General features: G+C 55.8%; 13 protein-coding genes. 7 read left to right on the top strand and 6 right to left on the bottom strand.

Translation table 11 applies throughout. The features are described from left to right. Positions 1-86: 86 nt before the first annotated feature. The gene (gene ettA / locus ACO6TI_RS15385) at positions 87-1736 is read right to left on the bottom strand and encodes an energy-dependent translational throttle protein EttA (RefSeq protein WP_196915295.1); all 1650 of its coding nucleotides are present in this window, start codon (positions 1734-1736) and stop codon (positions 87-89) included. A gap of 536 nt (positions 1737-2272) precedes the next feature. Between ettA and ACO6TI_RS15380 the strand changes: the two genes are divergently transcribed. Next, positions 2273-4255: a methyl-accepting chemotaxis protein gene (locus ACO6TI_RS15380; protein WP_422385248.1), complete on the top strand. Its 1983-nt coding sequence runs from the start codon at positions 2273-2275 to the stop codon at positions 4253-4255. Positions 4256-4521: 266 nt separating this feature from the next. After that, positions 4522-4998 carry a hypothetical protein gene (locus tag ACO6TI_RS15375; RefSeq protein ID WP_104702975.1) on the top strand — a complete coding sequence of 159 codons (477 nt, stop codon included), beginning with the start codon at positions 4522-4524 and terminating at the stop codon, positions 4996-4998. A 40-nt stretch (positions 4999-5038) separates the two neighbouring features. Here ACO6TI_RS15375 and ACO6TI_RS15370 read toward each other — a convergent pair whose 3' ends face one another. Continuing rightward, complete coding sequence (locus ACO6TI_RS15370) at positions 5039-6019, bottom strand: acyl-CoA desaturase (RefSeq protein WP_422385247.1); 981 nt, start codon at positions 6017-6019, stop codon at positions 5039-5041. Positions 6020-6244: 225 nt separating this feature from the next. Between ACO6TI_RS15370 and ACO6TI_RS15365 the strand changes: the two genes are divergently transcribed. Together ACO6TI_RS15365 and ACO6TI_RS15360 are read left to right on the top strand one after the other, a co-directional pair. Next, positions 6245-6610 (top strand): metalloregulator ArsR/SmtB family transcription factor, encoded by a 366-nt coding sequence (locus ACO6TI_RS15365; protein ID WP_055112751.1) that lies wholly within the window; start codon positions 6245-6247, stop codon positions 6608-6610. A gap of 142 nt (positions 6611-6752) precedes the next feature. Beyond that, positions 6753-7712 carry a 2-hydroxyacid dehydrogenase gene (locus ACO6TI_RS15360; protein ID WP_422385246.1) on the top strand — a complete coding sequence of 320 codons (960 nt, stop codon included), beginning with the start codon at positions 6753-6755 and terminating at the stop codon, positions 7710-7712. Positions 7713-7804: 92 nt separating this feature from the next. On the opposite strand, the gene ACO6TI_RS15355 is transcribed toward ACO6TI_RS15360, so the two are convergent. Together ACO6TI_RS15355 and bla are read right to left on the bottom strand one after the other, a co-directional pair. After that, on the bottom strand, positions 7805-8170 hold the full coding sequence (locus tag ACO6TI_RS15355) for a hypothetical protein (RefSeq protein ID WP_422385245.1): 366 nt from the start codon (positions 8168-8170) through the stop codon (positions 7805-7807). A 50-nt stretch (positions 8171-8220) separates the two neighbouring features. After that, positions 8221-9108 carry a class A beta-lactamase gene (bla, locus tag ACO6TI_RS15350; protein WP_422385244.1) on the bottom strand — a complete coding sequence of 296 codons (888 nt, stop codon included), beginning with the start codon at positions 9106-9108 and terminating at the stop codon, positions 8221-8223. 145 nt (positions 9109-9253) lie between these two features. Between bla and ACO6TI_RS15345 the strand changes: the two genes are divergently transcribed. Beyond that, positions 9254-10129 (top strand): LysR family transcriptional regulator, encoded by an 876-nt coding sequence (locus ACO6TI_RS15345; RefSeq protein ID WP_196878413.1) that lies wholly within the window; start codon positions 9254-9256, stop codon positions 10127-10129. Between the two features lie 6 nt (positions 10130-10135). Here ACO6TI_RS15345 and mnmD read toward each other — a convergent pair whose 3' ends face one another. Further along, positions 10136-10897, bottom strand: coding sequence for a tRNA (5-methylaminomethyl-2-thiouridine)(34)-methyltransferase MnmD (mnmD, locus tag ACO6TI_RS15340; protein ID WP_422385243.1), 762 nt, complete (start codon positions 10895-10897; stop codon positions 10136-10138). 89 nt (positions 10898-10986) lie between these two features. Between mnmD and ACO6TI_RS15335 the strand changes: the two genes are divergently transcribed. Then, entirely contained in the window at positions 10987-12156 is a 1170-nt protein-coding gene (locus tag ACO6TI_RS15335) for an NAD(P)/FAD-dependent oxidoreductase (protein ID WP_422385242.1), read from the top strand. Positions 12157-12236: 80 nt separating this feature from the next. Here ACO6TI_RS15335 and ACO6TI_RS15330 read toward each other — a convergent pair whose 3' ends face one another. Continuing rightward, positions 12237-12425: a hypothetical protein gene (locus ACO6TI_RS15330; RefSeq protein WP_055112071.1), complete on the bottom strand. Its 189-nt coding sequence runs from the start codon at positions 12423-12425 to the stop codon at positions 12237-12239. A gap of 244 nt (positions 12426-12669) precedes the next feature. Here ACO6TI_RS15330 and ACO6TI_RS15325 point away from each other — a divergent pair, with 244 nt between their 5' ends. Continuing rightward, the gene (locus tag ACO6TI_RS15325) at positions 12670-13146 is read left to right on the top strand and encodes a YbaK/EbsC family protein (protein ID WP_422385241.1); all 477 of its coding nucleotides are present in this window, start codon (positions 12670-12672) and stop codon (positions 13144-13146) included. Positions 13147-13148 lie beyond the last annotated feature (2 nt).

Below are 13148 nucleotides of genomic sequence, written 5' to 3'. Positions count from 1 at the left end.
GGAAGGCATCCTTCGTAAAGAGACGGCAGGCAAACAAAAAAAGGCGGCCCGCATGGCCGCCTTTCGTCACTTCGTCTATTTGCCGCTCAGCGTGTCAGCGGCTTGTACTTGATCCTGCGCGGGTCGGCAGCATGGGCGCCAAGGCGGCGGACCTTGTCTTTTTCATAATCTTCGAAATTGCCTTCGAACCACTCCACATGGCTGTCGCCTTCGAAGGCAAGCATGTGCGTGGCCAGACGGTCGAGGAACATACGATCGTGCGAAATCACCACGGCGCAGCCGGCGTAGTTCTCCAGTGCGTCTTCGAGCGCGGCCAGCGTTTCGGTGTCGAGGTCGTTGGTCGGCTCATCGAGCAGCAGCACGTTGGCGCCCTTCTTCAGGACTTTCGCCAGATGCACGCGGTTGCGCTGACCTCCGGAGAGGTCGCCTACTTTTGCCTGCTGAGCAGGGCCCTTGAAGTTGAAGGACGAGCAATAGGCGCGGGAGTTGATTTCCTTGTCATCAAGGTAGATCACCTCGGCGCCACCGGAAATTTCTTCCCAGACAGTGTTGGTCGGGTTGAGCGCATCGCGCGACTGATCAACATAACCCAGTTGCACGCTGTCGCCGATATTGACGGCGCCCTTGTCCGGATTGTCCTGACCGGTCAGCATCTTGAAGAGCGTCGATTTGCCTGCCCCGTTCGGGCCGATCACACCTACAATGCCGCCGCGCGGCAGTTTGAAGGAAAGGTCATCGATCAGCAGACGGTCTTCAAAGCCCTTCGAAACACCGTCAACCTCGATGACATTCGCGCCAAGGCGCTCACCAACGGGGATGAGGATCTGTTCAATCGACGGCTGCCGCTCTTCCTGGGCGGAAAGAAGGTCATCAAAGGCCCGGATACGGGCTTTCGACTTGGTCTGGCGGCCTTTCGGGCTCATGCCCATCCACTCGCGCTCACGGGCAATCGCCCTGGAGCGGGCCATGTTCTCGCGGCCTTCCTGCGCCATACGCTTGGTCTTCTTTTCCAGATAGACCGAGTAGTTGCCTTCGTAGGGTATGCCCTGCCCGCGGTCGAGTTCCAGGATCCAGCCGGTGACGTTGTCGAGGAAGTAGCGATCGTGGGTGATGATCAGAACGGAACCCTTGAATTCCCGCAGATGACGTTCCAGCCAATGGACGGTTTCGGCGTCCAGATGGTTGGTCGGTTCATCAAGCAGCAACAGGTCCGGTTCGGACAGCAGCAACTGGCAGAGCGCAACCCGGCGACGCTCACCGCCAGACAGGTTTTCAACGGAAGCGTCGGACGGCGGGCAGCGCAAGGCTTCCATCGCCATTTCCACCTGGCTTTCCAGGTTCCACAGGTCCTTGGCGTCGATCTCGTCCTGAAGATGGGAAGCTTCATCGGCGGTCTCGTCCGAGTAGTTCATCATCAGTTCGTTGTAGCGGTCGATCTTCGCCTGTTTGTGCGCGACACCATCCATGACGTTTTCCATCACGGTCTTGGTTTCGTCCAGCTTTGGCTCCTGCGGCAGATAGCCGACCTTGGCGCCTTCGGCAGCCCAGGCCTCACCGGAATACTCCTTGTCGAGACCGGCCATGATCTTCAGAAGCGTCGACTTGCCCGCCCCGTTCGGACCCAGGATACCGATCTTGGCATCCGGGTAGAAAGAGAGGTGGATATTGTCGAGGACTTTCTTGTCGTTATAGGCCTTTGAGAGGCCGTGCATATGATAGATGAACTGGCGCGCCATGGGGCTCCGCTTCTCCACTTTCGAAAACTGACGGGAATCTCTGGAATTCTGCCGCGTCTTTTAGGGGAAATGAGCGCCGGGGGCAATGGGGAGAATGCAGCTGGAAACCAGCCGGCCCCATGCGCACACTCCATGACGAACAACATTCGTCTCTCAGGTATTCAATGAGGAAGCCCAGCGAAGGCTTGCGACATCCGTATCAAGACACGGCGGTGCGGTGCGTCCAGGTCGACTTCTTCTGCAAATCTAAATCGCCCTCCGGACATCCAAAGCGCCGTCTGCACCGGACAACCTCGCTTCGACTAAAAACAACACTCAGTAAATATACGCACTGGTTGTGGTAACAATAATAAATGTGAACAATTTTATACTGTCAATACAACCTAGCTTCAACTTAATTAAGTCGTTTTAAAATATACAAAATTCAATTTCCGTACGCATCAAAAACTGCTCTGGTTATTTTCGGAAAAACCGTAATTTTTTATTTACGCATACATTCAACACTACCCAGAGTTTAAATCTCGTGGAGCGTTGAGATGGTTGTACGCAACGGCATTCGATTTTCAGTTGCCGCGAAGGTACTTACGATAGTTCTCGTTCTCAGTCTGGTAATCGTTGCGCAATCCGTATTCAGTGTCACGCAGCTCAACAAGATCGGCAGGGAACTTGAGACCATTGCGGAATCCGATATTCCGTTGACCGAAGTGCTGAGCCGGATCACCTCACACCAGCTTGAACAATCTGTCCTCTTTGAACGGATCCTGCGTCTCAACGGACTCGCTGCCGGTGACCTGGAACTGCAACGCAAAGCGGCGCAAAAAAAATTCAAGGAATACGCCGCACTTGTCGACGAAGAAATTCTGGAAGGCGAACGAATTGCCGAAGAAGCCCTGAAACACGCCTACGATCAAAAAACGCTTGACGAAATTCAACATGTCCTGGACGCATTGAAAAAGATCGAAGTCGAGCACAAAAGCTACGATCTTCATGCCGAACAGATTATCGCATATGCCGACAGCAACGAAACCGAAAAGGCGCTTGATCTCCTGCACGAGGTCGAGCAGGAAGAGGCAAATCTCAACAATGAACTGGTCGCCCTGCTGCATGAAATCGAGACCTTCACCCTCGAGGCAACGTTGGCGGCCGAACAACACGAGAAAGAAACCGTTCGCATCCTGATCGTTGTCGCGATTGTTTCCACGTTGCTTGGAATTCTCATATCCGCGGCACTCGCCCGGCTGACCGTCACGCGCCCGCTGCGCCGTGTCTCAGGTGCGCTCCATCAGCTTGCCGACAATGACCTTTCAGCCACGGTTGCAGTCAAAGGCAATGACGAGATCGCCGACCTCGCGGAGGCCTTCGAAACATTCAAGGCCAAGCTGATCCTGATGCGAAAGCTCGAGACCGACCGCAAGGAATCGGAACGCGAGAACATCCGCCAGCGGCGGGAAACGCTATCGCTCATGGCGACCGAAGTTCGTGACAAGACCGACCAGGGCATCTCGACAATCGCCAACAGCGCCGATGAGGTCGAGGTTCAGTCCAACGGAATGCGGTCGGCACTGGAACGGGCAAGCAGCAGGATTGACGGTCTGCTTTCGCAGGCGAAGGAAACCCATCAGCGCTCGATCGAGGCCGGCGAGCTTTCCGAAGGTTTGCTTTCGGCGATCAGCGAAGTTGCCGAAAAGACGGAAAAAACCAACGAACTGACAACAGAAGCTGTCACGCTGTCTTCGTCCTCACACGAAACGATCGGCGAGCTCGCGACGGCTGCAGAGAATATTGGGCAGTTCGTGTCCGTCATCAGCGACATTGCCGAAAAGACGAACCTTCTCGCGCTGAATGCCACGATCGAAGCAGCTCGTGCGGGCGATGCAGGCCGGGGATTTGCCGTTGTCGCCGCGGAAGTCAAGGAACTGGCCGAACAGACCAACCGGTCCACAGAACAGATTTCCGAACAAGTCGTCACCATTCAGAGCAAGACAGGCGCGGCCGTTTCCTCAATCGACCAGATTATCGAGAGCATCGGCCGCCTGAGCGAAATGGCGGCGTCCGTTGCCTCCGCCACCGAAGAGCAACGTGTGACCACCGAGAATTTCGGCCAGATCGTCAACGAATCCGGCCAGGCAGTCGGCGGTATCACAGATGGCATGTCCGAGGTCTCCCGGATCGCGCAGGAAACCCTGTCAATCGCCAACACCATGAGCGAGAAAACGAGTTCCATGGCCCTGGCTGCGCAGGACATGCGCGAGGAGATCCCTGCCATCATCCAGTCGTCGCTCGACGAAACGGAGCGCCGCTCGGCACCGCGCACTGATGTCAACGAAACCATCGAGGCAACAGACGAAACTGGTGACTTTGACGCAGTGCTTCTGGATCTTTCCGACAAGGGCTGCCGCATCAGCGATCCGGGAAGAGAGCTGAAAGGAATTGTCGAGATCAATGTCCCGGGTGAAGGCTGGGTCTCGCACATGGTCGTGTGGACCGAAATGGACAAGGTCGGACTGACAAGGATATGAGGCAATCTGTTATCAGGTGCAGCCGACCGGAATGCGTGAGACTGCTATCGCTACCGACAGCATTGTCCAGATGATTGAGCAAAGGTCTGGCGGCCGGTTGCCCTTTCCTGCCACCCCCAAACTCCAAACGGGCACACCGCGGCTGCAATCCATTTCATGTGAAATAGCTGAAACCTCTTGCTACCGATACGTGTTGACATGCGAAATCACCCGGAAACAATGGCAGCCTTGCCAGTTCTATATTCGATCAAAGGATGTGGTTACGAATGATCGGCACAATTCCGAGAAGACTTTTTCTGATCGTTTCCGTCTTCGCTTTTCTGGCGACCGGCGCAAGGGCGTTCGAGATTGAAAAGACGGAGTTCGTTGTCGGTCTCTCCGATGGCAACTATGCCCCGGTCTACCTGCCTTCGGACGTGGTTCCTCTCTTGCCTGACAGGGCCTGCTTCGGCTGGCGCATCAAGATCTCGGGCGACGAAAAACTCGTCTTTACCAGGGAAATACTCAAGCTACCGGAGCAGCCTGAATATTGGTCCGGCGAAGATGACAAGTACAGTACCTCGCAAATCTCCGAAGACCGTACCACGGCGATCACCGATGAATATCTGCCGGTCGTCGACGGATGGGTCGAGAACTACTGGTGCGTTTCCGAAGGCGACCCGATTGGTGATTGTCTCCTTGAGGTCTATTTCGGTGATGTGCCGGCCGGCAGATTTGAGTTCGAGATCGTTTCCGCGGATTGATCAACTGACCCGTCAGAAGACAAAACAAGACAACATCCAGTTATCCTTCCGGCAGTGAATGCAGCCAGCCAGGCTCCCTCACAAAGTTGCCACGGTTTTCTCGATTGACGGTCAATCCCGATCGCGCTTCAAGTGTCTCCGGCGTATTCACGTCCCACGCGAGCCCGTGTCTCTCCAGACCAGTAACCAGCCACCAACCTATGTCGGTTTGGCCCGGCAGGAAACCGAGTTTGGCTGACGCCGGAAAGGCATGATGATTTTCGTGAAAGGCTTCACCGAATGTCACGATGCCAAAGTGTGGCAGATTGTAGCCCTGAACACAGGCGCCTTTGACAAAAAGCAGATGATCCTTCGGCTGATGCGCATAGTAGCCGACGAGCCAGTGACCGATCAGCGACACGGAAACCCTGCAGCAAATGCCCCAGACAACAAACGGAAGACCGCCCAGGAGATAAAGCGGTACGGCGATAACAAGTTGCTGTGCCATCCAGGACTTTTCAACCTGCCGATAAAACGGATCTTCGGCAATTTCCGGCTCAATCTTAAAACGCGGCTCCTGCTTCAGATCAATACCGCAGCACAGCTGCCAGTAAGCGTCTTTCCAGAAGCCTGCACGGTGCGCGAAGAAGTCATGGCAGTCGACCTGACGCTGCCCCCAGTCACGGAAGTCATGCAGGCGGATCATTCCGAAGGGGCCGGCCATGCCGACCAGAACGCCTAGATAAACAAGAAACTTTTCAATCCACGGCAACGTTTTGAAGGACCGGTGGATCAACAGCCGGTGCATACCCACCGAATGCCCGCCGCAAATAGTGAGAGCGGTCAGCGCGACAAAGACACCAAATGCAGCCCAGGAGAATGTCAGTGGCCCGCCGATCAGAGCGACGGCTGTCATGCCGAAGATCCAGGCCAATTTCGCGGGTTTCAGAACGACTGTCCCGTGAACCGGATTGGCACCGCCATCGGATGACACGCGCTCCGTTGAAACAGGCTTCGGACTTTCCTCACAGTTTCCAGACATGGTTTTCCTCTCCTTCACCCGCCTGTGGGCAGGTGTGGTCGTGTTCCGGGGGTCTGCCCGGAAGCATCAAATCTTTGTAAATCGGCCTGCTGCAACCAGTAGGCACTTGCCTCGGGAAAGGACGTCCACTATTTAGGCAATAAGCTAATTACCACTTATTATATAATTAGGCAATTACCTAATTAAAATTTGATGAACGCGTTCGAACGGGAGTTCCAGACCGAAATGAGTGACCAATCCGACACGCTGAATGCTGCAGAAACCGGTGGCATTCAGAAGGTTTTCGAAGCTCTTTCGTCTGCTCCGCGACGCAAGATCCTCGCCTACCTGGCACATAGCTCTCTGACCGCCGGTGAAATCGCGGACCGTTTCGACATGTCGAAACCGTCTATTTCCCAACACCTCAATGTGCTTGAAGGTGCCGGGCTGGTGCAGAAGGAAAAACGCGGGCAATACGTTCACTACTCGATCGTGCAGGAAAGTCTGGCCAACACGCTCAACGGATACGTTCAGGAAGTCTGCCCGGTGTCACGCCCGCTCAAGAAGGAAAGTGCGTCGATCGCAAAAACGCAGGACGAGAACCGAGATTGAACCTTTGACTTTCATGGTTCGCGCTTCGTGTGGGGGATGACCATCGATCAGGTGCTTTTCCTCTTCCCCTTGACGCCAATTCTTGTAATCTGCCGGCATTGCCGTTCGCGCTATCGACATCTCCCCTTCCCGGATCGCCTTCATGCCAAAACCAGACATTCTCGTAACCAAACCGATGCTGCCTATCGTCGAGCAACAGCTGGATGCAGAGTTCACCGTTCATCGGCTGTACGACGCCGAGGACGAACAGGCGATGCTGGCGGAGGTTGGCGGCAGGATCCGGGGCGTTGCGCTGTCGTGGTGGCAGGTAAACGAGGCTTTCCTGAAACAGCTCCCAAATGCCGAGATCGTTGCCAGTTTCGGTGTCGGTTACGACCACGTGGATACCGACGCCTGCCTGGCAGCGAATGTGATGGTGACCCACACGCCGGATGTCCTGTCAGAAGAAGTCGCGGACACGGCAATCGGCCTGCTGCTCATGACCGTGCGCGAGCTTGGACAGGCGGAACGGTGGCTGAGAGACGGCAACTGGGCAGAAAACGGCGCCTACCCGCTCACCCAGGCAACCATGCAAGGCCGCACACTCGGCATTTTCGGTCTCGGGCGTATCGGCAAGTCGATCGCGCGGCGCGCGGAAAGTTTCGGCCTCAAGGTCGCGTATCATGGCCGCTCCCGCCAGGACGGTGTCGATTATCCCTTTCACGCCAGCCTCATGGCGCTTGCCGCGGCCTGTGACACCCTGATGGTGGTAGCGCCGGGAACTCCTGAAACGAGGCACGCCGTCAACGCAGAGGTCCTGAAGGCCCTCGGACCGACAGGTATCGTCATCAATATCGGCAGAGGTTCGGTAATCGACGAGACGGCCCTTACAGAAGCGCTCGAGAAGGGTACGATATATGGCGCAGGTCTCGATGTTTTCGAAGAAGAGCCCTGCTGGCCTGAACGCCTCATGAAACTGCCGCGTGTTACCCTGCTGCCCCATGTCGGATCAGCCTCGCAGGCCACCCGCAATGCCATGGGACAACTCGTCGTCGACAATCTGAAAAGCTGGTTTTCCACTGGACGTCCGCTCACTGCGGTGCCCGAGCTGAAACAAAAATAACGCCCCCTTGTCTCTCAAGATGATCGGCGCACGCAAGCGCGCCGATTTGCTTCGTTCTTCCACTGATATCCACCAGCGCATTTCTCTCCAGGCTATTGACTGGCCCGGGCAGGACAACCAAACGGCAAAAACGTACTTCCCATGTTTGCGCTGATCGTCATCATCGTGAGAAGATTGACGAATTCAAAGTCCGGTCCGGATACCGGACATGCCCTGAGATTGGACAGACATCCGGCCTTCACGAACTCAAGGTTTTTTTCCATCAGATCCGATGTCAGTCCCTTTGTTCCGACCCGGATTTCGGCCTCGGCAACCATCTCCTGATAGCGGGCGCAATTCTCCTTGCGCCTGTCTTCTCTCTCATTTGCCCGTGCATGTTCAACCGCAATGGCATTGAACAGGACAAGCGCAACAAAGATTGCCGGCAGGCACGCAAGGCAGTTCTGTTGACTTGTCATTGTCTTCCGCTTTTCGAAACGGCCGGCCCTGGTCTCGGTTGGATGCCCGATCATGGCTGAAGAGCAGCCGGGAGCGCTTGCGCGATGCTGGCGATGGCCTTGTTGCGGGCTTCGAATGCCGCAGTTGTCTGGGTGATGTAGATTGCGATCACCAGCGGTTTGCGGCCTTCGGGCCAGATAACGGCAATGTTGTTGCGCGACCCGTTGGCGCCTGCACCTGTCTTGTCGGCGATGCGCCAGCCTTCGGGCAACCCGGCGCGTAGCGTGCTGTTTCCAACCTTGTTGCCTTCGAGCCAGCCCGTGAGCTTGGCTCTGGCATCTTCCGCCAGGGTCTCGTCAAGAACAAGTTTCCTCAGCGTTTCGGCCGCCGCATCTGGTGTCGTTGTGTCCCTGTCATCGCCGGGGATCCCGGTGTTCGACTCCGGTTCCCAGCGATCCACGCGGGAGATATCGTCTCCGATGCCTCTGAGGTAGGCTGTCACGCCATCGGGCCCGCCGACCTCCTTCATGACGATGTTTGCCGCAGCATTGTCGCTTATGGTGACCGTGACCCTGCAAAGGTCCTCAATCGTGAAACCTGCACCGCCGACCCGTTTTGCAGTGACGGGTGAATAAGAAACGATATCGCTTTCCTCCACCACTACCTCGCGGCCCGCGTCAACAGTCCCGTTTGAGGCTGCATCGAGCAAGGCGGCACACAGAAAAGCCTTGAAAGTGCTGTTCATCGGAAACCGTTCGTCACCTTTATGCGACCAGGTTTTTCCCGATTCAGTATCAATGATCGAAACACCAACCCTTGCCGACAGGCGAGTCTCGATGTCCTCGATCGCCTTGGCTACGGGACGAGGATTGAAATCGGCCGCCTGAGCAGACCCCAGTGTCAAAAATGGAAGAAGAATGCCTACGAGGGCACTCTTGTGGATGCTCAATGTCATCATGATCTCCAGGAAATTAGATATATTGCCCGCTACAACCCGCCCCCGTGAGGACTGCAACTGGTCCAACAGACATTGCGCTTGCCATTTGCATAAGACAAATGATGAATGGTGGTATCAGACATGAGAAAAACTAGGCCATAAGCCCGTGGACATATCCAGGATACCACTCAACGCCCTTCGCGCTTTCGAGGCTTCTGCAAGGCTGCAGAGTTTCACGAGGGCCGGGCTGGAACTACGCGTTTCCCAGACGGCCGTAAGCCACCAGGTGAAGGCACTTGAAGAAACACTGCAGGTGTCGCTGTTCAAGCGGCAACCCCGCGGTGTCACGCTGACAGATGAAGGCCAGGCACTGCTTCCCGTGCTTTCCGATGCCTTTCGCCGCATGAGCGAAGCGCTCAGCCGGTTCGAGGATGGCAACTTTCGGGACGTTCTGACCGTCGGCGTGGTGAGCAGCTTTGCCACCGGCTGGCTTCTGCCGCGACTGCAGGATTTTTCCAAGTCGCATCCGCAGGTCGATATCCGCCTCAAGACAAACAACAACCGCGCCGACCTGCTAACGGATGGGTTGGACTGCTTCATCCGTTTCGGTGATGGCGCCTGGCACGGAACGGAAGCCGTAAGCCTGTTTGATGCCAAGCTGTATCCGGTCTGCTCACCGGGAGTTGCGGACCGTATTGGAGAACCTGCTGATCTTCTGCGCGAAAACTTGCTTCGGTCCTACAGGTTGAATGAATGGACACTGTGGTTTCAGGCAGCAGCCCTTGCTCCACCAAGGAGCCGCGGCTGGATCTTCGATTCATCGCTTTCCATCGTTGAGGCGGTATCGCAGGGAGCCGGGATAGGTCTTGTTCCCGCCCGCCTTTTTGAACGGGACCTCAGGGCCGGACGGATCGTGCAACCATTCAAAACCGGCGTTGAGACCGGGAGCTATTGGCTAACCTGGTTGAAGTCACGCGAGGAAACCGGTGCAATGCGTATCTTCCGCGAATGGATCACCGGGATAGCAGCTTCCGAAAAATAGACCGGATCAACTCTTGCGTCCGACGACCATCTCGCGTTTCCCCGCAAAACCCGCTTTCTTTTCGATGGCAAATCCGGCCGAATGCAGATTGCGGCGAACCCAGCCTGCAGCCGTGTAGGATGCGAGTGTACCGTCCCTCGCGGTCAGTGTCGCGGCACTCGCCAGAAGGTCCGCATCCCAGAGTTCAGGATTTTTCGCGGGACTGAAACCATCCAGATACCAGGCATCGACGGGTGCGATGACCGTTCCATCCACCGGCACTTGTCCGCTTTCAACGACAAGATCTGCAATCAAATCTCTTGCATCGCCAATCCCGAGCAGAAGATCTGCCTTTGAGACCGTCATCCGGTTCCAGCCCGGTTTCGGTGCCCATTTCGAGATCAATTCCGCCGAAGTTTCAGCAAGCACCGGAAACGCGGCAAGGGCCCGTTCCAACTGACCGGCCGTCATCGGAAAGAGTTCAAACGAGATGAAATGAAGCCCGGGGGGCCTGCTCATGCCGGCGAGCGTTGCAAGCGTTGTCAGGAAGTTGAGACCGGTTCCGAAGCCGAATTCTGCGATGGTGAAAGCCTGACGCCCCTCAAACCGCTCCGGCAAGCCGTTGCCGTCCAAGAAGACGTGGCGGGTCTCTTCCATGCCCCCGGCCCTGGAAAAATAGGTGTCGTCAAAACCCCGGGCCAGCGGCACCTCGCCCTCCAGCCATTTCAGGTCCGGTGCACCTGAAGGCTCCCTGGACGTGTCTTTCTGTTTGGGGTCTTGCGCCGTCATCTTTCCAAGTGCCTTATTTCCTTTGCCAAGCGTGCCGTGTTCTCATATGAGAGCCGGTCTAGGCAATCAATCCCAGGAAGCCCTCCGACATGGCGTCACCGTCTGCCGCCCCATTCGATATTGCCATTGCCGGCGCCGGAATTTTTGGCCTTGCCATTGCCTGTCAGGCGATCAGGGCAGGCCTGCGCACCGTCGTGCTGGAAACCGAGCGTGTCGGTGCCGGTTCGAGTGGCGGACTTCTCGGCGCCCTGATGCCGCATATGCCGGCGCGGTGGAACCCTAAAAAGGAATTTCAGTTTCAGGCACTTCTCTCGCTGGAAAACCATATTCAAGCGCTGGAAGCAGACACCGGTCTCAATTGTGGTTACAAGCGCTGCGGTCGCATTCTGCCGCTGACGACAACGGACAAGCTTGAGCATCATCTGGAACGTGCCGAAGAAAGCAAATTGCGCTGGCACCCGGACGAAACCGGCTTTTCGTATGCGGTCGAGCCTGCGGGGAGCCGGTCCGACTGGCTGAACGGTGCAGCGGCACCCTATGGCATTGTTTATGAGACGCTGGCAGCACGTGTCTCCCCGCGAAGATATCTATCGGCTCTTGCAGCATATGCCAAACAGCACGGAGAATTGCGCGAAGGCGCAAGGGTCGTGGGTTTCGAAGACAAGTCAGGCGAAGTGCTTGTTGAGGGGCAAGCTTCTCTATCCGCCAAACGTCTCGTTATTTGTGGAGGTTTTGCGGCATTCGACCTGATTGAACAGTTTACCGGTGAAAAAATCGGACGCGGGGAAAAGGGTCAGGCGCTGCTGCTCGACGGCAGGGGCCTTGAGGACAAACCGGCGATCTACTGCGACGGGCTCTATGTTGTTCCGCATGGCGACGGAACTGTCGCCATCGGCAGCACGTCCGACCGGACATTTGAAGATGCGTTCCCCTCACCGGCGCGTACGTCCGAGCTGATCGAACGAGCGACAAGTTTTTGTCCTTCACTGAAAGGTCGGGAGGTCTTGACCGATTGGGCCGGCATCAGGCCACGGTGCAACAAGCGCGATCCGCTGGTGGGAAGACTTCCCGGCTTTGACGCAGTTTACGCTGCTACAGGCGGCTACAAGATCTCGTTCGGCATCGCGCATCTTGTCGCCGATTGCCTGGTCTCCGAATTTGCGCAAGGCAAACCTCAGCACGAACTGCCGCAGACCTTTCGGCCAACACACCACTTCGGTGCAAATCATCTAAAGGACGACAACTGGAGAAAAGGCTAACCCATCATTGTTGATGCGATCCGGGTTAGAACCCGCATTTTCGATTTTGATCTCAGGGGATGACGAACGCTGAATTACGGTCAGAGGAAAGTGGTGACTGCATAGAGCCAGTAGAGGCTGAGCGAAACGGAGCCCCAGAACAGAAGATTTTTCGCCACAAGAAACGAGAGGGTTGCAACCGTACCGCGATGTTTCGACAGCGCAGCAGGTTCGCTTCTTCCCAAATCCGGGTTACGAACTTCCCTGACGGCTGTCATGGCTCTGGCCATACTGGCGATCCTCGAAACTTTTGCGCGGTCTAGCGCAGGAACATTATTCTCCGGTACCTTATTAATAAACATTACGGAGCAAGTGTTTAACTCACGTTTAAATTCAGTATGAATGCATTCTTAATTTTCGATAGGATAAAATTAAAAATATACACAACTTGTTTGCGTATCTGTTGATTGTTTTAATAAACATTCAGTGTCAAAATTTACGATCTCTTCAACAACATTGGAAATCTACTCTCTCATGAGCCTAGAAAGTGTACGCGACCATTTTGCCAATGCGGCACCCGAGCTCGAAATCATCCTGACGGACGAGAGCAGCGCAACAGTGATCCTCGCCGCAGCGGCGCATGGCGTGTCTCCCGGCCAGATTGCAAAGACATTGTCATTTCAGTTGAAGGACAGGGTCATTCTGGTTGTTGCCCGTGGCGATGCTCGCCTGGACAACAAGAAGGCCAAGGCGGCTTTCGGCGGAAAGGTGAAAATGCTTGGTCTCGAAGAAGTCGAAAAACTCACGGGACATCCGGTGGGCGGGGTCTGCCCGTTCGGACTTGCCCAACCGCTGCAAGTCTATTGCGATATCTCGCTGAAGGATTTCGAAATAGTAATCCCGGCAGCTGGAGCCACGAATGCCGCGGTCAGAATTGCACCGGATCGCATGGCCGAAATTACCGACGCGCAATGGGTCGACGTGTGCCAGCGTCCGGCAAACGGAAGCTGATG

This window comes from Roseibium album, from assembly GCF_965233825.1.
GTDB lineage: Bacteria > Pseudomonadota > Alphaproteobacteria > Rhizobiales > Stappiaceae > Roseibium > Roseibium album.
The sequence above is the reverse complement of the archived record's forward strand: the minus strand, read 5'-3'. Positions and strand labels throughout refer to the sequence as shown.